This window comes from uncultured Pseudoflavonifractor sp., assembly GCF_944387275.1.
In the GTDB taxonomy this organism is placed as follows: domain Bacteria; phylum Bacillota; class Clostridia; order Oscillospirales; family Oscillospiraceae; genus Pseudoflavonifractor; species Pseudoflavonifractor intestinihominis.
The window spans coordinates 63,198-82,836 of the sequence record NZ_CALXEG010000006.1 but is presented as its reverse complement, the minus strand read 5'-3'; the positions used below and the strand labels follow the sequence as shown (position 1 = coordinate 82,836).

The window sequence follows — 19,639 nt, the reverse complement described above, 5'->3', positions numbered from 1 at the left end:
CGCTCCGCGCGGGGAAGCCCCCGGCGGGACAGCGCTCAATAATTCTTGGCCTGAAGCTCGAAATAGGCCTGGGGATGGGCGCACACAGGGCACACGCCGGACTCACCCCATCCGGAAACCGGATGGGGACCCCGTACAGATTAAAAGAGGGCTGCGGCAAAACCGCAGCCCTCTCACGCGCTCCGCGCGGGGAAGCCCCCGGCGGGACAGCGCTCAATAATTCTTGGCCTGAAGCTCGAAATAGGCCTGGGGATGAGCGCACACGGGGCACACGCCGGGGGCTTCCTTGCCCACGTGGATGTGGCCGCAGTTGCGGCACTTCCAGATATACTCCTCGCCGCGCTTGAAAACCATACCCTCCTCCAGGTTCTTCAGGAGAGTCAGGTAGCGCTCCTCGTGCTCCTTCTCGATCTTGCCCACGCCGGAGAACAGGAAGGCCAGACGCTCAAAGCCCTCCTCCTTGGCCGTCTCGGCCATCTCCTTGTACATCTGGGTCCACTCCTCGTTCTCACCGGCAGCGGCGGACTTCAGATTGGCGGCAGTGTCGCCGATGCCGCCCAGCTCCTTGAACCACAGCTTGGCGTGCTCCTTCTCATTGCCCGCGGTCTCCTCGAAGATGGCCGCGATCTGCTCGAAGCCCTCCTTCTTGGCCTTGCTGGCAAAATAGGTGTACTTGTTCCGGGCCATGCTCTCGCCCGCAAACGCCTTCCAGAGATTGGCCTCCGTCTTGCTGCCCTTCAGTTCCATTGCAAAGTCTCCTTTCTGTTCTGTTTTTTCCCTTCAACGGACTCAGTCCGCGTTCTTCCAATAGCCGTGGAGGTTGCACAGCTCGTAGGCCTTCACTTCGCCGTCGGCGCTGAAGGTACGCAGCTCCGGCTTGTCGCCGGGTTTGGGGAATTTCATGGTGACGGTGTCGCCGCTGACGGCGGCAATCAGGGGGATGTAGTGCTCGGGGAGCATGGGGTGCTCCACCCCGCCCACCTTGACGGTGACGGAGTAGCCGTGGCCGTGAGCGGTCTTCTCCACCACGGGGACGTGCTTCTCCAGGGCGCCGTCCGTGGTGTTGGGCACCAGCTCCTCCATCTTCTCTCCGCAGCAGAACAGGGGTACGCCTTTGTCCACGACCTTGAATGCGATATTGCCGCAGTGCGCGCAGCGGTACAGCTTGAGCTCCATCTTATTTCCTCCTTTTTTGGTTACAGAATATCAGAGTTTGCCTTTTCATGCAACATCTGATATGCCTTCCTCCTTAACAGTAATGATTGCTGATATTAAGATATCAGATTGTACTCCAAAAAGCAAGCCTTTTCGAAAAAAATTTTTCCGCTTCTAAAATCTGTATTCCGGCGCATACTACGAGACGGATGGAGAACCCGCCAGAACAACAAATTTTCAGGAGGAATACGATGAAACGGACCTTTGCGCTCTTTGTTCTGGGCCTGACGGTGGCCCTTGGGGCAGCGGGCTGCTCGGCGGAAAAAATGCCCGACGTAACCCCCACGCCCACACCGATAATCACCCCGGATATGCCCAATGATACCCACAGCAGTGAAATGCCCTCGGCCAGCCCCTCCGACATGCCCGCTCCCTCGGCCAGTGACGGGGACTACTACTCCGACGAGAACGGCCATGTGGAGGGCGACGGCCAGACCGATATGGACAACGCCGGAGACTCCATGAAGGACGCGGTGGATGATGCGGGCGACGCCGCCAAGGACGTGATCGACGGCGCCGGCCGGGCGGTGGAGGACATCGGCAAGGGTGTCCAGGACATCGGAAAAGGCGTGGAGCGGACGGTAAAATAATCCCTCCGGCAGCCTGATACAGCAATGAGCCGCGCCGGAATGGCGCGGCTCATTTGCTTATATATCACGGCTCCTGCCGGGAAAAGCGGAGCACCAGGGCAGTGCGGTCGTCCGGGCCCACCTCCTTCCCGTCGCTCTCGTCGATGAGGGCACAGGCCAGATCCTTGGGGCTGTCCCCCTCAAAGGCGGAGAACATGTCCCGCAGCCACTGGTCTTCCCCGCCGCCGGCCACTCCGTCGCTGACCAGCAGTACCATGTCCCCCGGCTCCAGCTTCAGCGTGGTCACGTCGGGGGCGCCACCCTCCCCCGCCGACAGCCCGGCAGGCAGAGACGCGCCGGTAATCCGGGTCACAGACTTTCCTTTTCGTACATAGGTGGGGGCCGCGCCGTATTTGTAGACCCACATGGAACCGGTGAACAGGTCCAGCCGCAGCAGGTCGATGGTGGTGAAGCCGCCCGCGTCCTCCCCCCGCAGGGCCAGGGCGGAGCTGATGGTCTTCAGGGCGGTCTCCGCCGGGATGCCCGCCCGGAGGAACTGCTCTAGCAGCCGCACCGCCAGGGAGGAGTCCTCCCCAGCCGCCGGGCCGCTGCCCATGCCGTCGCACAGGAGCACGTACAGACTGCCGTCGTCCAGCTTGAACCAGGCCCCTGTGTCCCCGCTGACGGTCTGACCGTCCTTCTTCCGGGCGGCCACCCCCGCCACCGCCATAAAGGGCTCCGCCTGGGCAAACACCAGCTTGTTCAGCCGTTTTCCCTCCTCGTCTCCGGCGGCCCGGAGCGGCACCCCCGCCAGGGCGGAGAGCTTTTTCAGCTCCTCGGGGGTCCGCAGGCAGTCCAGTCCACGGCCCTCGATCTCCACCCGCAGGCGGCCCGCCTGGTCGTAAAAGGCGGCGGTCTCCCCCTCCAGGCCCAGGGCGGTGAGGTGCTGGCGGATGCGCTTCTCCCGCACCGGGTCGGGCACCAGCTCCCGGCCGAACTCCGCCGCCGCCGTCCCCAGCACCTCGGCCAGGGCGCCGTACTCCCGGCACACGGCAGACCGGTTGTCCTTCAGGCGGGCGGCGTACTGCCGCCGGTAGAGCAGGCCCACCAGCTCCTCGTTGGCCGCCGCCAGAAAGGCGGAAAACCGGAGGCACCGGTTGGAGAAGTGGGGCGGAAAGTCCCCCGGTTCCCCCCGGCCCCGGTCCAGCATGGCGGGAAGGGCGTCGTTGAGGGCGTTGAAGGTGGTCACATAGTCCCGCTGCCAGCAGGCCGACTGGAGCGCGCACTTGCGGCACACCCGGTTGGCCGCCCGGTCGAAAATGGCGGCGGAGTCGTTGTCGTTGGGCGTCCCGCCGTTCAGGCTCTGCCGCAGGGACTCCTGCAGGGACCGGAAGGCCCCCGCCGCCCCGTCCAGCCGGTCCCGCAGGTACTCCTGGGCCTTGGCCGTGGTGTCCCGCCGCCGCTCGGACACCGACAGGGCCGCCGCCCACCGGAAGGCCCGCTGGGGCAGCATCAGGAAGAGGACCGAGGCAATAAAGACCTCGTAGAGGATGGCGATCTGAAAACCGTTGTCCCAGGTCCACAGCACCGCCACCGCGTTGGCAATAACGTAGGCCAGGGCGGCGAAGAGCTTGCCCTGCCGCCGGAACACGCCGGTGATGAGCCCGGCAAAGCCGAAGGCCATGCTGCAAAAGGGCGCGCCGCCGGAGGCCACGTCCATGGCCAGCCCTGCCGCCACGCCCGCCGCCGCTCCCACGCCGATGCCGCACTGATACCCCGCCACCATCACTGCCAGGGCGGCGGAAAACCGGCCCAGGGAGATGGTGCCGTCAAAGAGGGTGATCTTGCTCAGGGTGATGAGCACGGTGCCGCCCAGGATGAGAAAGCTCACCAGCTGCCGCACGGTCAGCTCGCCGCCCTCCTCCTTCCGCTTCCAGGGGGAAAAGGCCAGACGGTAGAAGTAGACCGCCCCGGCGGTGAGGATGAGCTCGGTGGCGAAAAAGATGGTGTCCACCGTCAGCCAGCCCCGCTTGGACAGGTACACAAAGCCGGTGACAAAGTTCATGGCCGCCGACACGGCGGGCATGAACCAGGTCCAGCGGTAGGCCTTCACGTCATAGAAGGCGAAGGACACGGAGAAGATCAGGATGGCCGCCGCCACATACCGCAGTCCCTGGGTAAAGCCCTGAAAGGAGAGGTACCCGAAGCAGGCCCCCAGCAGGGCGGAGAAGCCGTCCAGCCCGGAGCCGGAGGCCCCCACCATGGCCAGCCCGAAAGGTGCGCTGCCGCCGAAAATCTCCGCCCCCGACAGCATGGCCCCCAGCAGGAACCGGATCGCGCACTCCGCCGTGCGCACCAGCGCCGGGGCACGGAGCACCAGACGGCCTGTGTCCCGCATCTCCTCCCTGGCCCGGGCGGCCCGGGTCTTCAGCTTTTCCTTCGTCGCCATGTTCCGCACGTCTCCTTTTTCCTCCCGGCTTGTCCCACAGGGAGGTGCATCGGAGACAGTATAATCCATTATATGGAAAAACTTAGTCGGAATCAGACGCGCCTTCAAAGAATCAAAGTACAAAAAAGCGCCGTTCTCCCCATTATATCTATAGAAAGCGGCGCTTTCTGTCACAAATTCCTGGAAATTCTCAGTGCCGTCCCAAAGGCCGGAAGAGAATGTGGAGCACGCCGTCACGGTCAGCGAGCGCCTGAGCGTCCACCTGGTAGACCGCGCGGATCACCTCCTCGGTGAGCACCTCCCGGGGCGTCCCTTCCGCCACCACCCGGCCGTCCTTGACCGCGTACAGCCTGTCGCAGTACATGGCGGCAATGTTCAGATCTTGAATGGCGGCCAGCACCGTCTTTCCCAGGCCCTTCACCAGGTCCATCAGCTCCATCTGGCGCCTGACGTCCAGGCGGCCGGTGGGCTCGTCCAGCAACAGGCAGGGGGTCTGCTGGGCCAGGGCGCGGGCCAGGATGATCCGCTGCTGCTCTCCCCCGGACAGGGTGGAGAACCTGCGCTCCTCACATCCCGCCATACCCACGGCGGCGATGGCCTCCCGGACGATGGGGCCGTCCTCCCCGGCGTCTTTTCGGAGAAATCCCCCGCGGAGCCCGCGGCCCATGGAAACCACCTCCCGCACCGTGAAGTCAAAGCTGTAGCCGTCGTTCCAGGCCACCACGCCCAACTTCCGGGCCCACTCCCGGGGAGGCCAGTCCGCCGCCGGCCGGCCGTCCAGGTACACCGCCCCGGCGGCGGGCGTGAGGATCTGGCCGATGCACCGGAGCAGAGCGCTTTTTCCGCTGCCGTTGGGGCCGATGATGCCCACAAACTGGCCGTCCTCCGCCGCGATGTCCAGGCCCCTCAGGATTTCCCTTCCCCCCAGCTGGACCCGCAGGTCCTGCGCCGTAATCTTCATCCTTCCCACCTCCAAAGCCGTAGTTCCTGTACGCGGGCCCATAAAACAGCCCCACGACCTCCGCCCGCTCCCCTGCCGCCAAATGCCAGAGAAACAAAGACGCCTGCTTTTTCAAAAAGCAGGCGTCTTTGTTTTGGACAGAGTCCCCCCCTTGTCCAAAGCTCAGACGGGTTACTTTCTGCGGAAGATCCCCCATCGTTCCTATCAAGCAGGTTTCCTGGCTTACGGCTCCTCGCGTCCCGCGCCTTCTCGCCGGCATACGCCCGGCAATGGCCTGGGAGATCTCCTCCCCGCGGTCTGCTCCCCGAATACAGTGACCGGATCGCTCGGGATTCTCACCCGATTCCCTTTCACCTCATCCATGATGAGCACTTGATAAGTACACAGTATTCCATTATCCGGGCAAAATCCCCGGCTCTCATTCCATACGGGTTCCCCTGACTGTTCTCCCCTGTCCGGTGAAGGGACTCAGGCCAGACTGCCCAGCACGGCCCCGGCGGCCTCCAGCGTGCGGCTCAGGTCCTCATGGCTGTGGGCGGCAGAGACGAACATGGCCTCGAACTGGGCGGGGGCCAGATAGATGCCCCGCCCCAGCATGCCGGCGAAATACCGGGCGTACATGGCCACATCGCTGCCCTTGGCGTCGGTGAAGGTGTTCACGTCGGTGGGGGTGAAGAAGGGGGCCAGCAGAGAGCCCACCTGGTTGATGTGCACCGGCGCGCCGGTGCGCTCCGCCGCCTCCCGCAGGCCGCCGGCCAGCAGCGAGGCGTAATCCCCGATCTGGGTGTACACCTCCGGGTGGTCCTTCAGATAGCGCAGCTGGGCAAGTCCCGCGGCCATGGCCACCGGATTGCCGCTGAGGGTGCCCGCCTGGTAGACCGGGCCGCAGGGGGCTACCTGCTCCATCATCTCCCGGCTGGCGCAGTAGGCGCCCACGGGCATGCCGCCGCCGATGATCTTGCCGAAGGTGACAATGTCCGCCTTCACGCCGTAGTAGGCCTGGGCGCCGCCCAGGGCCAGGCGGAAGCCGGTGATGACCTCATCAAAGATGAGCAGGGCACCGTACTTGTCGCACAGAGCCCGCAGGCCCTCTAGGAAGCCGGGGGCGGGGCCCACCACGCCCATGTTGGCGGCCACAGGCTCCACGATGACGGCAGCCACCTGGCCGGGGTTCTGCTCCAGCAGGGTCTCCACGCTCTTCAGGTCGTTGAACTGGGCGGTGAGGGTGTCCTGCACCACCACCTGGGGCACGCCGGCGGAGGTGGGATGTCCTCCCGCCAGGGCGGAGGAGCCGGCCCCCACCAAGAGGCAGTCGGAATGGCCGTGGTAGCAGCCCTCGAACTTGATGAGCTTGTCCCGGCCGGTGACGCCCCGGGCCAGCCGCAGGGCGGACATGACCGCCTCGGTGCCCGAGTTGACCATGCGCACCATCTCGATGTTGGGCACCAGCTCTACCATCAGCTCGGCGATCTCCACCTCACGGGCGGTGGGCGCGCCGAAGGACAGGCCGTCCTTCACCGCCTTCTCCACCGCCTCCCGGATGACCGGGTGGTTGTGGCCCAGGATCATGGGGCCCCAGGAGCCCACATAGTCCACATACTTTCTGCCGTCCTCGTCCCAGAGGTAGGCGCCGTCGGCCCGGGTGATGAACCGGGGGGCCATGCCCACGGCCCGGAAGGCCCGCACCGGGGAGTTGACCCCGCCGGGCAGCACCTTTTTGGCCTTCTCAAAGAGCTGTTCGCTGCGGTCCATCAGCCGATATCCCCTTTCTTCATGGCCTGGGCCAGTTCCTTGGCGTAGTAGGTGATGAGGATGTCCGCCCCGGCCCGGAACACGGAGACGGCGCTCTCGCACATGATGCGGTACTCGTCGATGAGCCCGGCGGCGGCAGCGGCCTTCACCATGGCGTACTCGCCGGACACCGAATAGGCCGCCATGGGCAGGTCAAAGGCGTCCTTGCACTCCCGGATCACGTCCAGATAGGCCAGGGCGGGCTTGACCATCAGGATGTCCGCCCCTTCGTCCACGTCCAGGGCGCACTCCTTGATGGCCTCCCGGCGGTTGTGGGGGTCCATCTGGTAGCCCTTCCGGTCGCCGAAGGAGGGCGCGGAGCCCGCCGCCTCGCGGAAGGGGCCGTAGAAGGCGGAGGCGTACTTGGCGGAGTAGGACATGATGGGCACATTCTTGTACCCGGCCCCGTCCAGAGCGGTCCGGATGGCGCCGATGCGGCCGTCCATCATGTCGCTGGGGGCCACCATATCCGCCCCGGCCTGGGCGTGGGAGAGGGCGATCTTGGCGATCATCTCCAGGGTCTTGTCGTTGTCCACCTCGTGGCCGCAGAGGATACCGCAGTGGCCGTGGTCGGTGTACTCGCACATGCACACGTCGGTGACCACATAAAAGTCGGGGAAATCCTTCTTGATGGCCCGGATGGCCTCCTGCACCACGCCGTTCTCCACCCAGGCGGAGGTGCCCACGGCGTCCTTGCTGGCGGGCAGGCCGAAGAGGATGCACCGGCCCACGCCGGCGTCCAGGCACTCCTGCACCGCCTCGCCCACGGCGTCCAGACCGTAATGGTACTGGCCCTCCAGGGCGGGGATGGGGCGGCGGCCCTTCAGGGCCTCGTCCACAAAGATGGGGTAGATCAGGCTGTCGGGGGACATGCGGGTCTCCCGGCACATCCGCCGGATGCTGTCATTCCCGCGCAGACGGCGGGGGCGTTGAATGAGTTCCATCATGCTGCTTCCTTTCAGTGGGCGGGGGTTCCGCCCGGATTGGTCCCTTAGCGCAGGCCCGGACCATGGCCTTAAAACATGCTGCTGATTTTCTCCACCATGGCGTCGATGGTGGCCCGCTGGGCCACCACCACGGGGATGCCGTAGGCTCTGGCCTGGGCGGCGGTCTGCTCCCCGATGCACACGCCGGTGATTCGGTCAAAGGGGAAGTCCTCCCCCACGGTGGACACAAAGCCCTTGACCGTGGAGGCGCTGGTGAAGGTGACCAGGGTGCCCTCCTCCGCCAGCAGCCGGTCCCGCAGCTCCTCAGAGCGGGGGTTGTCGTACAGCGTGCGGTAGACGGCAATGTCGTCATAGGAAATTTTAGCCCCATCCAGGGCGTCCGTCAAGGCCTTGGAGCCCAGCTCCGCCCGGAGCAGGAGCACCTTGCCTCGGGCCAGACCGGCCAGGCCCGCCCCCAGGTGGGCCGCGTCGTACACCTCGGGCACATAGTCGGCCCGCAGGCCGTGGGCCAGCAGGGCTTTGGCGGTTCCAGGGCCGATGGCCGCCAGCTTCACGCTCCCCAGGTCCCGGGCGTCCTTGCCCATGGCCTCCAGGGTGCGCCAGACCGTCTCCACCCCGGCGGCGCTGGTGAATACTAGCCACTCATAGCCGGAAATGGCGTTCAGGGCCGTCTCCATGGCGGGACAGGGCAGGATGGGCACGGTCTCGATGCAGGGGTACTCCACCACTTGGGCGCCCATAGCCCGCAGGCGGGGCGCCAGGGTGCCGGAACGCTCCTTGGGCCGGGTCACCACTACGGTGCGGCCCTTGAGGGGCAGGGCATCGAACCAGTCGAACTTGTCCGCCAGGCCGCAGACCTGGCCGAAAATGCTGATGGCGGGGCTCTCGATGTGGTTCTCCTCCGCCGCCTGGGCCAGGGTGGCCGCGGTGGCGTTGACCCGGTGCTGGCCGGGGGTGGTGCCCCGCTCCACGATGGCGGCGGGGGTGTCCGGGTCCATACCGGCAGCGGTGAGCCCGGCGCAGATGGCGGGCAGGCTGCTCACCCCCATGAGGAACACCAGGGTGCCCTTGGTGCGCACCAGGGCCTCAAAGTCGATGTCCAGGGCCTTGCCCGCCCGGGCGTGTCCGGTGATGATGTGGAGGGAGGAGGTAAAGTCCCGGTGGGTCACCGGGATGCCCCCGTAGGCGGGCACGGCGATGGCAGAGGTCACGCCGGGCACCTCCTGGAAGGGGATGCCGTGCTCGGCCAGCAGCTCCAGCTCCTCGCCGCCCCGGCCGAAGAGGAAGGGATCGCCGCCCTTCAGCCGCACCACGTTCTTCCCCTCCTGGGCCTTGCGCAGGAGAATGCGGTTGATCTCATCCTGGGGCACCAGATGGTGGGAGGCCTGCTTGCCCACGTCGATGGCCTCGGCTTTCTCCGGGATGAGGGCCAGGATCTCCGGGGCCACCAGCCGGTCGTACACCACCACTTCCGCTTTTTCCAGGGCCTCCAGGCCCTTGCGGGTCAGCAGGCCCGGGTCTCCCGGACCGGCCCCCACCAGCGTCACCATGCCGCTCATTCCGCCGCCTCCTTTATCCGGCGGGCCAGGGCCTCCCCCAGCTGCTCCGCCTCACTCACAGGACCGGAAATCCGGTCCCGCCGTCCGTTTTCGTCCATTCCGGTGAGAATCAGGGTATCCCCGTCCACCACGCCGTGGGCCGCCACCGGCGAGGAACAGCCCCCGTCCAACACCCGCACAAAGGCCCGCTCGGCCAGAGCGCAGGCGGTGCCGTCCTGGTCCGCCACAGCGGCCAGACAGGGGTAGTTCTCCCCCGCCTGGGTCTGGACTGCCAGGATGCCCTGTCCGGCGGCGGGGATGATCTCCTCCGCCGTAAAGTACCGGGCAATGCGCCCCTCCAGCCCCAGCCGCTTCAGCCCGGCGGAGGCCAGCACCAGGGCGGAATACTGCCCCTCGTCCAGCTTCCGCAGGCGGGTCTGCACGTTGCCCCGCACCGGGGCCACCTCCATATCGGGGTACAGGGCCGCCAGCTGGATGGCCCGGCGGCGGGAGGCGCAGCCGATGGGCAGGGACGGGTCCAGCTCCGTCTTTCCCGCGGGCAGCACCAGGGCGTCCCGGGGGTCCTCCCGTTTGGAGAAGGCCGCCAGAGGCAGCCGTGGGTCGGTCTCCATGGGCAGGTCCTTGCAGGAGTGGACGGTGATGTCCACCCGGCCCTCCAGCAGAGCCGCGTCCAGCTCCCGGACAAAGAGGCCCTTGCCGCCCACCTTGTCCAGGGTGCGGTCCAGAATTTTATCGCCGGTGGTCTTCATGGTCACCAGCTCCAGCTCGATACTGGGGTCAAAGGCCCGGATGGCCTCCATCACCAGCTGAGACTGGGTGACAGCCAGGACGCTCTCCCGGCTTCCGATGCGCAGCTTCATCCTTTCCCCTCCTTCAGGGTCTCCCGGATGGCGGCGGCCGCTCTGGCCACCGCCCTGTGGTCGTTATTGGCGGACACCACGCCGGCCACCAGCTCCTCCCCCAGGCACACCGCTGGGAAGAGGAAGGTGCACTCCTCCCGCCGGTCGGCCACGCTGACGGGGATGCCCAGTGCACGGGCCTCTTCCCCCACCAGACGGTTCACCGCCCGGTCGTCTGTGGCAGCCACGGCTAGGACCGCGCCGTCTAGGTCGCCGGACCGGTAGGGCCGCTGGAGCCAGCTGACACCCTCTATCTTCTCCTTCCACTCCGGGGCAATCAGGGTCACCTGAGCGCCGAAGGTTCTGAGCACCCCGGCCCGGCGGCAGGCGATGGCCCCGCCCCCCACCACCACGGCCTTGCGGCCGTTCAGGTCGATGAAGAGGGGAAAGCGGATCTCCTTTTGTTCCATGTCACTCCACCCTTCCGCCGTTGCGGGTGCGGATCTTCTCCTCGCACTTGGCCAGTTCCCCGGCGGTGAGGATCTCCTTCAGGCCGCCGGAGAGCAGCTCCACCGCCCGGCTCACCGCGTACTCGGCCACCTCGGCCTTGTCCATGGTCTCCAGGTCGGGCCGCTCCAGCACCCGGTCGGTGATGTCCGCCTTGAGCCGCTCCAGCAGGGGCAGGCTCTCCCGGTAGTCCGCCCACTGGTAGAAGCGGGCGATCTGGCTCTCCAGGATCTCCTCCACCTCGGGGGGCGCCTGCCGCTCGGGGGCGGCCCCCAGGGCGTCCACGTTGAACAGGGCCACGCCCGGCAGGTCCCCGGCCTCGGGCTGGATGTCCCGGGGAATGGCCAGGTCCACCAGCAGGGCCGGAGGGGCCTTGAGGGCGGAGAGCTCGGAGGCGGTGACGGTGTAGTGGGGGCTGGTTGTGGCGGAGAGGAGGATATCCCGCCCTTCCATGGCGGCATACCGCTCATCATAGGGAGCCACGGCGCAGCCCGCGGGGACCACGGTCTCCCCGTGGTGGTAGCTCCGCAGGGTGACCGTGACGGCACAGCCCGCCTCCCGCAGCAGGGAGGCCGCCAGGCGGCCCATCTCCCCGTTGCCGATAACCAGGGCCTTCCGTCCGGCCAGGCCGCCGGTCTCCCGCTCCAGCACCTCCACGGCCCGAGAGGCGGCGGAGGTGGGCAGGGCCGTGAGCCGGGCCTTGGTCTTGACCGCCTTGGAGGCGGAGACGGCGGTGCGGAACAAGGTCTCCAGCACCGGGTCGGCGCCCCCGTTCTCCCGGGATGCGGCGATGGCCGTCTTGACCTGGGTGACGATCTGGTCCTCGCCCCAGATCTGGGACCGGAGCCCCGCGGCCACCCGGGCCAGATGCCTCACCGCGGCCTCGTCCCGCCGGGTGACAAAGGCGTGGGCGAAGGGGGCGTAGTCCTGACCGGCGGCGGCACACAGCACCGCGCCGGGCTCCGGGTCCACCCCGGGCTGGCAGGAGAGGTATATCTCCGTCCGGTTGCAGGTGGAGATGATGACGCAGCCCTGTACGCCGGGCACACTGCGCTTGATCTCCCCCGACAGCTCCCCCGCCTGATTGCGGGTAAAGGAGAGCCGCTCCCGCAGGGCGATGGGGGCCAGGCCGTAGTCCAGGCCGGACATGGATAGGTTCATATGTTGCACTTCCTTACAGGGGCATATGGCCCCGCTTATGTCTCGTTCCGGTGCTCCTTGACCAGCACCACGGAGAAGTAGCCTTCGCCCTCCTCCAGTTCCTCCAGGCTGTGGTACACCCGCTCGCCTGTCATGCCGCAGTTGGCCACCATCTCGCCGTCCAGGCCCCGCTCGCGCAGCTTGTCCCGCAGGGCGGGCAGGCTCTTGCCCGCCTTCATGAAGGCCTTGTTGGCAGGGAAGTCCAGGCAGTCATCCACGCCCTCATAGGAGGCGGGCACCACCAGCAGCCGCTCGGCACTCTCACACAGGGAGGTGCCCAGCCTGGCCGCCACGGCGCAGATGGAGGGCACACCGGGGATCAGCTCAGCGTCATAGCCCCGGGCGAGCACCTTCTTGTGGACGTAGATGTAGGTGGAGTAGAGAGTGGGGTCCCCCAGGGTGATGAAGGCCACGTTCTTCCCCTCGTCCAGCAGGGCGCAGATGCGCCCGGCGATCTCCTCATAGCAGCCGTCCAGCAGGGCCTTGTCCCGCACCATGGGGGTGGGACAGGGCAGGAGGTTCTTGCCCTCCACCACGTCCTTCACGATATTCAGGGCGGTCTTTTCCCCGCTGCCCTTGTCGGGCACGGCCACCACGTCGGCCTCCAGCAGAATGCGGCGTGCCTTCAGGGTGAGCAGCTCCGGATCTCCGGGGCCCACCCCCACGCCGTACAGTTTTCCTCGGTTCATGTCGTCTCCTCCTGTTTCAATAGACGCAGCAGCTCCCGCCGGACCTCGCTGATGGTGGCGGCGGACACGTCGGTGTCCAGCCCGTCCTGCTCCCGCAGGATCTCCATCAGGTGGGCCATGCGGGGCAGGCGCAGCTGGTTGGCCCGGAGCACCTCCGGCTGGGAAAAGAGTTCTCCCGGCGTGCCCTCCAGCAGGACCCGGCCCTGCCCCAGCAGATAGGCGTAGTCGCAGGAGATGGGCACCACGTCCATGTCATGGGTGGCCAGCAGAATGGTCATGCCCAGGCTGTCCCGCAGCTGGGACAGCAGGCGCATCAGCTCGCTGACCCCGTGGGGGTCCAGTCCGGCGGTGGGCTCGTCCAGAATGAGCACCTCCGGCTCCATCACCAGCACCCCGGCGATGGCCACCCGCTTCTTCTGCCCGAAGGACAGGGCGTGGGTGGGCTTGTCCCGCAGGGCGGACACGCCGGTGCGCTCCATGGCCTGCTCCACCCGGCGGCGGACCTCCGCCTCAGGCAGGCCCAGGTTCACCGCGCCGAAGGAGATGTCCCGGTACACGTCGGCGGAAAAGAGCTGGTCGTCCGGGTCCTGGAACACAATGCCCACCCGGCGGCGCAGCTCTGTGATGCCCTTCCGGTCCCGGCGGACCGGCTCCCCGTCCAGCAACACCTGGCCGGAGGCGGGGTTGAGCACCCCGTTCAGATTGAGAAACAGGGTGGACTTGCCCGCGCCGTTGGCCCCCAGGATGCCGGTAATCTTCCCCTTCTGGGCCTTGAGGGAGATGTGATCCAGGGCTACGGTGCCGTCCTCGTAGGTGTAGCACAGGTCCCTGGCCTCAATGGCGGCGTTCATCCTCCCACACTCCTCTCCAAATACAGCACCAAAATCTGCCCCAGGGCCACCCCCGCCGTGGCGGGATAGAGCCAGCGCCCCGCCCGGTAGCCGCTGGACAGGGTGGTCAGATGGTTGGTATAGCCCCGGGACTCCAGGGCGGTATATACCCGGTCCGCCTTCCGCCAGGCCCGCAGGAACACCATGGAGATCAGTGTCCCCAGGGAGGAGATGGACCGGCGCACGCCCTGGTAGCCCAGCCGGGACTCCTGGGCGATGCGGATGTTGGAGGCCGTCTCGGCCAGCACAAAGATAAAGCGGTAGATGAGCTCCATCAGCTCCACCAGCAGCTTGGGCACGTGGAGCTTCTCCATGGCCATGGTCACGTCGGTGACCGGGGTGTTTAACGTGAGAAAGTACATGCACGCCACCGCACCCATGGCCTTGCAGAACAGGGTGGACGCCTGGCGGAGGGCGGCGGCGTCAAAGCCCCACAGGCGGCTGCCCACGGGGACCGCCGCCAGAACGGCGGCCCCTGTGGGGTAGCTGTGAATCAGAACGGTAATGCTGCCGATCAGCAGAAATGCCAGGGGGATCTTCAGAAAGTGGAGATAGACCCGGGGCGACAGTCCGCCCAGCAGCCATGTCAGCACGCCCATGCCCACCAGGGTGGCCAGCCCCACCGCAATGCTGTCGCAGCACAGGCAGAGCACCAGGCTCACCGCAGTCAGCAGCAGCTTGGGCATGGGGGACACTCGCCGCATGCGGGACTGATAGGCGTAACGGTCGGTTCCCATGGTCAGTTTGCCTCCTCGTTCTTTTTCCCGTCGCCGGGCCGCTTGGTGATTCGGCCCAGCACAAAGCCCACCACGCCGGCGCCGATGGCCGCCTGAAGGGCAAAGAGCAGGGACTCCACCTCGCCGCTGGCAGGCTCCAGAATGGGCTCAAACCAGGGCTCGTAGTCGGGATTGATCTCCTGGATGGCCTCCTCGGCCTGGTCGTCGGCGCCGCCGAACTCGGCGTTGGGCAGGAGCCACAGGGGAATGGCCGCCAGCAGCACGGCCAGGACAACCAAAATCAGATTTTTCTGCCAAACCTTCATCTCATTCCCCTCCTTACACCACACGGAGCGCCTGGAGCTCGTTCTTGCTGTACTTCTCCAGCACGTTGAACACCACCACGGTCAGCAGTCCCTCAGCGATGGCCAGGGGGATCTGGGTGACGGCAAAGATGGTGAGGAACTTGAGCATACCGTCTCCGGTGGCCAGGGCCAGCTGGATGGAGGTGACCACGTAGGTCAGCAGATCCCCCAGGGCGGCGGCGGCAAAGACCGCCACGGCGGCGGGCGCTCCCACCTTGCGCAGCAGCTTATACACCGCCCAGGACACGATGGGACCGGCCACTGCCATGGAGAAGGTGTTGGCGCCCAGAGTGGTCAGGCCGCCATGGGCCAGCAGCAGGGCCTGGAACAGCAGCACGATGAGGCCCAGCACGGTCATGGCCACAGGCCCAAAGAGAATGGCGCCCAGGCCCACGCCGGTGGGGTGGGAGCAGGAGCCGCTGAAGGAGGGCAGCTTCAGGGCCGAGAGCACAAAGGCAAAGGCCCCGCACATGGCCAGCAGAATCTTGGTTCTGGGGGCCTGCTCGATCTTCTTTTTGATGGAGATGAGGCCGGCGGCCACAAAGGGGACGCACACCACGCCCCAGGCGATGGCCCAGCCCACCGGCAGGTAGCCCTCGGCGATGTGCATGGCGGAGGCCCCCACGGTGAGGGCGGCCAGCAGCACGGCCAGGACAGCGCCTGTCCTGATACAGCGGTTCATTGTACATGATTTCATACGGTTTTTCATCCTTTCCTATCATCCGTAGGTGGGTGATTTGGGGCCGGCCAGGTTTTCCGGCTTGAGCCTCTCTGCCTCCGGACGCCTTCCCGGGCGCACCCAGTGACGTTCTGTCCGGCGGCTCCTCTCTTACGGCAGCGGGACTGCGCGGGATTCTCACCCGACTTCCCTCTTCCGGCCCACGCTTCCATCTATATGAACGGGATCACTCCCGATTGTCTGCCGCCTGTCGGGCGTGTTCGGCAAACAGCCGCTGGATGCCGGGGAACTCCCCCAGACCCCGCAGATCGCACGCCACCTGGTAGCCCGCGCCCTCCAGGGCGCTCTTCCAGGAGTCGGGTTCCTCACCGGCCAGGTCGTTGCGGGCGTGGTCGCCCGCCACCACCATCAGGGGGTGCAGCTGGGCTTTCTTCACCTCGGGCCGTTCGGAGAGCCGCCGCAGCACCTGCTCCAGGCCGGGATAGCCCTCCACCGTGCCGATGACGATATCCTTCCGGCCCATGTCGTGGAAGAGGTACTCCAGCTGGGTGTAGGACGGGTTCACATAGTGCTCGGTGCCGTGGCCCATGAACACCTGGGCGGTGTCCGGCTGCTGCTCGGGCAGCTGCTCCAGAATGGCCTCAGCCACCGCCTCATAGTCCTCTATGGAGGTGAGCAGGGGCGCACCCACGGTCAGCCCGGCAAATTTGTCCCGGAACGGGGCCGCCTGGGCCATGAGCTTGTCGTACTCCGCGCCGTTGATGACGTGGGTGGGCTGGATGACCACGTCGGTCACTCCCTCGTTCAGCAGCTGCTCCAGAGCCTGGGCGGGGCTGGGGATGACGATGCCGTCCCGCTCCTTCAGTTTACGGCAGATCATGCCGCTGGTAAAGGCCCGGAGGAACATCCGGTCGGGAAACACGGCGGCCAGCTCCTGCTCAATGGCCCCGATGGTCCGCTCCAGGGTGTCGTGGTAGCTGGTGCCGAAGGAGACGGCCAGAATGGCTTTCTTGTCCATGGATGTCCTCCTCACTCCCGGGCGTTGCCGGAGGCCTGGTAGAGAATGGCGTTGCAGATGGCGGCGGCCACGTTGCTGCCACCCTTCCGGCCCCGGGCCACAATGTGGGGCGTATCCATGGTGAGCATCAGCTCCTTGGACTCCACCACGTTCACAAAGCCCACAGGCACGCCGATGACCAGAGCGGGGGCCACCTTGCCCTCGTCGATGAGCTGGCACAGCCGCACCAGGGCGGTGGGGGCGTTGCCGATGGCAAACACCAGGGGCCCTTCCAGCTCCGCCGCCCGCTCCATGGACACGGTGGCACGGGTCTCCCCCCGGGCCTTGGCCTCGGCGGCCACCTCCGGGTCGGACATGAAGCACACCGCCCTGCCGCCGAACTTCTCCAGCACCCGCTTGTTCACGCCGGACCAGGCCATCTGAGTGTCGGTGACAATGGTACAGCCGTTTTTGACGGCCTCAATGCCCTTGGCCACCGCGCCGGGGGAAAAGACCAGGTTGTCGGCGTAGTCAAAGTCGGCGCTGGTGTGGATGACCCGCTTCACCACCGGCAGCACCTCCGGCGGGAAGGACCGCTCCCCCAGCTCAGAGGTGATGATCTCCATGCTCCGCTTCTCGATCTCCGCGGGGGCTACCCGCTGCAGCTCCACCTTCATGCTCATTCCTCCCCGTTCAGGATGCGGTAGATCCGCTCCATATCCAATGCAGCCCGCACCCCGTCGGCCAGGGCGTCATACTGCTGTTCCTTGTATACCTTCCAGTCCACCGCAGCGGCGGAGGCCTCCAGCCCCCGGCGGCGGCGCAGGCAGTTGACCAGGGCTGCCGCGCACTCCGCCCGGTCGAAAATGCCGTGGATGTAGCAGCCCCACACGTTTCCCGCCGCTGCGCCGTCGGCGTGGGCCTCTCCGTCCAGGGTGCGGAAGGAGAGGATGTTGGCGCTCCCGTCCAGATGGGTGGTGCGGCCCATGTGGATCTCGTAGCCCTCAAAGGGCACCTCCGCCATGGCGGCGAAGTCCCCGCCCATGGCGTCAAACTGGCCGCTGACCCGGGTGCGGGTCTTTTCGCCAAAGAACACCGTCTCGGTGGGCAGCAGGCCCAGACCGGCCAGGCTGCCGCCCCCCTCCACCCCGTCGGGGTCGGAGATGCTGCGGCCCAGCATCTGGTAGCCGCCGCAGATGCCCACCACGCACCCGCCGGCGGCGGCGTGCTTCAGGATGGCGCTCTCCAGCCCGCTCTGGCGCAGCCAGCGCAGGTCCCCCATGGTGTTCTTGGTGCCGGGGAGAATAATCAAATCCGGACTGCCCAGCTCCCGGGGGGAGGACACGTACCGGAGGGTGACCTCCTCCAGGCGCTCCAGCGGGTTGAAGTCGGTGAAGTTGGACAGGCGGGGCAGGCGGATCACCGCGATGTCGATAAGGCCCACCTTTTTCCCCGGCTCCAGCCGCTGAGAGAGGGAGTCCTCGTCGTCCACGTCCACCTTCAGCATGGGCACCACGCCCAGTACCGGCTTGCCCGCCAGGTCCTCCAGCTGCTTCAGACCGGGGCGGAGGATCTCCACGTCACCACGGAACTTATTGATGACAAAGCCCTTGATCCGTTCCTGCTCATCCGGCTCCAGCAGCGCCACCGTGCCGTACAGGGAGGCGAACACGCCGCCCCGGTCGATGTCTCCCACCAGCAGCACCGGCGCGTCGGCCAGCTTGGCCATGCCCATGTTGACGAAGTCGTCCTGCCGCAGGTTGATCTCCGCCGGGCTGCCCGCCCCCTCGATGACGATGATGTCGTACGCGTCGGCCAGGGACTGATAGGCCGCCATGACCTCTGGAATCAGGTTTTTCTTATACTGGTAGTATTCCGACGCCCGCATAGTACCCCGAGGAATCCCGTTGACGATAACCTGGGAGCCGGTATCGTTGGTGGGCTTGAGGAGCACCGGGTTCATCCGCACCGACGGAGCCACTCCCGCCGCCTCGGCCTGGACCACCTGGGCCCGGCCCATCTCCAGCCCCTCCTCGGTGATGAAGGAGTTGAGGGCCATGTTCTGGGCCTTGAAGGGGGCCACCCGGTAGCCGTCCTGCCGGAACACCCGGCACAGCCCCGCCGCCAGCAGACTCTTGCCCGCGTTGGAGGCGGTGCCCTGAATCATAATCGCCTTTGCCATTCCAGTCGTATCCTCCCTGTACCGTCAGTTTTCCACCAGGACTGCCCGGAGTGTGGAAATCAGCTGTTCGTTCTCCTCCGGCAGACGCACTGCCGCCCGGTAGTAGTCGGGGCCCAGGCCGTCGTAGTTGGCGCAGGAGCGGAGGAGGATGCCCCGCGCCGCCATGCGCTCCTTCAGGTCGCACTGTCCTGGGGCCCGGAAGAGCAGGTAGTTGGCCTGACCGGGCCACACCTCCAGCCCCAGCGCACTCAGCTCCGCAAAGAGCTGCTCCCGGGCCGGGCCGATAACCGCCCTGGCCTGCTCCGGCCAGCCGGGCTGCTCCAGGGCCGCCAGACCCGCCGCCTGGGCGGGCACCGACACTGCCCAGGCCGGGGCGCAGGCCTCCATCTGGTCCAGCAGCGCCCGGTCGGCGGTGAGGCAGTACCCCAGCCGCAGGCCGGGGATGGCGTAGCTCTTGGTGAAGGCCCGCAGGAGAAAGAGGGTGGGAAACGCCTCCAGCCGTCCGGCCAGCCCCTGGGCGCCATCTGTCAGCTCCAGGAAGCACTCGTCCACCACCAGCCGGACCCCCATCTCCCCGCACCGCCCGGCAATGGCCTCCAGCAGCTGCGCGGGGATGGTCCGCCCGGTGGGGTTGTTGGGGGTGCAGAGGAAGAGCATGTCCAAGTCGTGGTCAATGCGGCGGAGGATGTCCTCCGTCAGATCAAAGCCGTCCTCTCTCCGCAGGCGGTAGGAGACGACCTCCGCCCCGGCGGCCCGGAGGGCCTGGCCGTATTCGGAGAAGGTGGGGGCGGTGACCATGGCCCGGCGGGGCTTCTCCGCCCACACCAGGCGGAAGATCAGGTCGGCCGCGCCCGCGCCGCAGAGCACCTGCTCCGGCTTCACGCCGTCCCGGGCGGCAATGCCGGCGGTGAGTTTCCGGCAGGCCGGGTCGGGGTAGTGGATGGCGTCGGTGATGGCCGCCTCTGCCGCCTGCTTGACCTGGGGCGGCATGCCCAGGGGATTGAGATTGGCGGAGAAGTCCAGCACCGGCGCGGGACAGCTCCAGATATCGCCGCCGTGGGTGTACTGCATGGCGGTCGCTCCC

At 66.7% G+C, this 19,639-nt stretch carries 20 protein-coding genes and 2 riboswitches; of the genes, 1 reads left to right on the top strand and 19 read right to left on the bottom strand.

Going from position 1 to position 19,639, the window contains the following annotated elements:
* Positions 1-213 precede the first annotated feature (213 nt).
* Positions 214-747 (bottom strand): rubrerythrin, encoded by a 534-nt coding sequence (rbr, locus tag Q0K23_RS03020; protein WP_294517702.1) that lies wholly within the window; start codon positions 745-747, stop codon positions 214-216.
* A gap of 42 nt (positions 748-789) precedes the next feature.
* Positions 790-1,176 carry a desulfoferrodoxin family protein gene (locus tag Q0K23_RS03015; RefSeq protein ID WP_294517700.1) on the bottom strand — a complete coding sequence of 129 codons (387 nt, stop codon included), beginning with the start codon at positions 1,174-1,176 and terminating at the stop codon, positions 790-792.
* 230 nt (positions 1,177-1,406) lie between these two features.
* On the opposite strand from Q0K23_RS03015, the gene Q0K23_RS03010 reads away from it, so the two are divergent.
* Positions 1,407-1,805 (top strand): hypothetical protein, encoded by a 399-nt coding sequence (locus Q0K23_RS03010; protein WP_294517698.1) that lies wholly within the window; start codon positions 1,407-1,409, stop codon positions 1,803-1,805.
* Between the two features lie 64 nt (positions 1,806-1,869).
* Here Q0K23_RS03010 and Q0K23_RS03005 read toward each other — a convergent pair whose 3' ends face one another.
* The 17 genes from Q0K23_RS03005 to cobD form a co-directional block, all read right to left on the bottom strand.
* Positions 1,870-4,233 carry a SpoIIE family protein phosphatase gene (locus Q0K23_RS03005; protein WP_294517696.1) on the bottom strand — a complete coding sequence of 788 codons (2,364 nt, stop codon included), beginning with the start codon at positions 4,231-4,233 and terminating at the stop codon, positions 1,870-1,872.
* 190 nt (positions 4,234-4,423) lie between these two features.
* Complete coding sequence (locus Q0K23_RS03000) at positions 4,424-5,194, bottom strand: ABC transporter ATP-binding protein (RefSeq protein WP_294517694.1); 771 nt, start codon at positions 5,192-5,194, stop codon at positions 4,424-4,426.
* Between the two features lie 189 nt (positions 5,195-5,383).
* Positions 5,384-5,585: riboswitch (cobalamin riboswitch) on the bottom strand.
* Positions 5,586-5,662: 77 nt separating this feature from the next.
* Entirely contained in the window at positions 5,663-6,946 is a 1,284-nt protein-coding gene (gene hemL / locus Q0K23_RS02995) for a glutamate-1-semialdehyde 2,1-aminomutase (RefSeq protein WP_294517691.1), read from the bottom strand.
* Positions 6,946-7,929, bottom strand: a complete 984-nt coding sequence (hemB, locus tag Q0K23_RS02990) for a porphobilinogen synthase (protein ID WP_294517689.1) — start codon at positions 7,927-7,929, stop codon at positions 6,946-6,948. The genes hemL and hemB overlap by 1 nt, the downstream gene beginning before the upstream one ends.
* A 71-nt stretch (positions 7,930-8,000) precedes the next feature.
* Entirely contained in the window at positions 8,001-9,491 is a 1,491-nt protein-coding gene (cobA, locus tag Q0K23_RS02985; RefSeq protein WP_294517687.1) for a uroporphyrinogen-III C-methyltransferase, read from the bottom strand.
* Complete coding sequence (gene hemC, locus Q0K23_RS02980; protein WP_294517684.1) at positions 9,488-10,351, bottom strand: hydroxymethylbilane synthase; 864 nt, start codon at positions 10,349-10,351, stop codon at positions 9,488-9,490. Before hemC ends, cobA begins: the two co-directional genes overlap by 4 nt.
* Positions 10,348-10,800 carry a bifunctional precorrin-2 dehydrogenase/sirohydrochlorin ferrochelatase gene (locus Q0K23_RS02975; RefSeq protein ID WP_294517682.1) on the bottom strand — a complete coding sequence of 151 codons (453 nt, stop codon included), beginning with the start codon at positions 10,798-10,800 and terminating at the stop codon, positions 10,348-10,350. Before Q0K23_RS02975 ends, hemC begins: the two co-directional genes overlap by 4 nt.
* Position 10,801: 1 nt before the next feature.
* Positions 10,802-11,998: a glutamyl-tRNA reductase gene (gene hemA / locus Q0K23_RS02970; RefSeq protein WP_294517680.1), complete on the bottom strand. Its 1,197-nt coding sequence runs from the start codon at positions 11,996-11,998 to the stop codon at positions 10,802-10,804.
* Between the two features lie 35 nt (positions 11,999-12,033).
* The gene (cobI, locus tag Q0K23_RS02965; protein WP_294517678.1) at positions 12,034-12,726 is read right to left on the bottom strand and encodes a precorrin-2 C(20)-methyltransferase; all 693 of its coding nucleotides are present in this window, start codon (positions 12,724-12,726) and stop codon (positions 12,034-12,036) included.
* A complete protein-coding gene (locus tag Q0K23_RS02960; RefSeq protein ID WP_294517676.1) occupies positions 12,723-13,577 on the bottom strand; it encodes an ATP-binding cassette domain-containing protein in 855 nt (284 codons plus the stop codon). Before Q0K23_RS02960 ends, cobI begins: the two co-directional genes overlap by 4 nt.
* Positions 13,574-14,353 carry a cobalt ECF transporter T component CbiQ gene (gene cbiQ, locus Q0K23_RS02955; RefSeq protein WP_294517674.1) on the bottom strand — a complete coding sequence of 260 codons (780 nt, stop codon included), beginning with the start codon at positions 14,351-14,353 and terminating at the stop codon, positions 13,574-13,576. Before cbiQ ends, Q0K23_RS02960 begins: the two co-directional genes overlap by 4 nt.
* A 2-nt stretch (positions 14,354-14,355) precedes the next feature.
* Positions 14,356-14,658 (bottom strand): energy-coupling factor ABC transporter substrate-binding protein, encoded by a 303-nt coding sequence (locus tag Q0K23_RS02950; protein ID WP_294517672.1) that lies wholly within the window; start codon positions 14,656-14,658, stop codon positions 14,356-14,358.
* Positions 14,659-14,671: 13 nt separating this feature from the next.
* A complete protein-coding gene (locus tag Q0K23_RS02945) occupies positions 14,672-15,379 on the bottom strand; it encodes an energy-coupling factor ABC transporter permease (protein ID WP_294517708.1) in 708 nt (235 codons plus the stop codon).
* A gap of 46 nt (positions 15,380-15,425) precedes the next feature.
* Positions 15,426-15,616: riboswitch (cobalamin riboswitch) on the bottom strand.
* A complete protein-coding gene (locus Q0K23_RS02940) occupies positions 15,603-16,394 on the bottom strand; it encodes a sirohydrochlorin cobaltochelatase (RefSeq protein WP_294517670.1) in 792 nt (263 codons plus the stop codon). Its footprint overlaps the riboswitch before it by 14 nt.
* Positions 16,395-16,405: 11 nt before the next feature.
* A complete protein-coding gene (locus Q0K23_RS02935; RefSeq protein WP_294517668.1) occupies positions 16,406-17,050 on the bottom strand; it encodes a precorrin-8X methylmutase in 645 nt (214 codons plus the stop codon).
* A 2-nt stretch (positions 17,051-17,052) separates the two neighbouring features.
* Positions 17,053-18,555, bottom strand: coding sequence for a cobyric acid synthase (locus Q0K23_RS02930; RefSeq protein ID WP_294517666.1), 1,503 nt, complete (start codon positions 18,553-18,555; stop codon positions 17,053-17,055).
* 24 nt (positions 18,556-18,579) lie between these two features.
* Complete coding sequence (cobD, locus tag Q0K23_RS02925; RefSeq protein WP_294517663.1) at positions 18,580-19,626, bottom strand: threonine-phosphate decarboxylase CobD; 1,047 nt, start codon at positions 19,624-19,626, stop codon at positions 18,580-18,582.
* Positions 19,627-19,639: the final 13 nt, after the last annotated feature.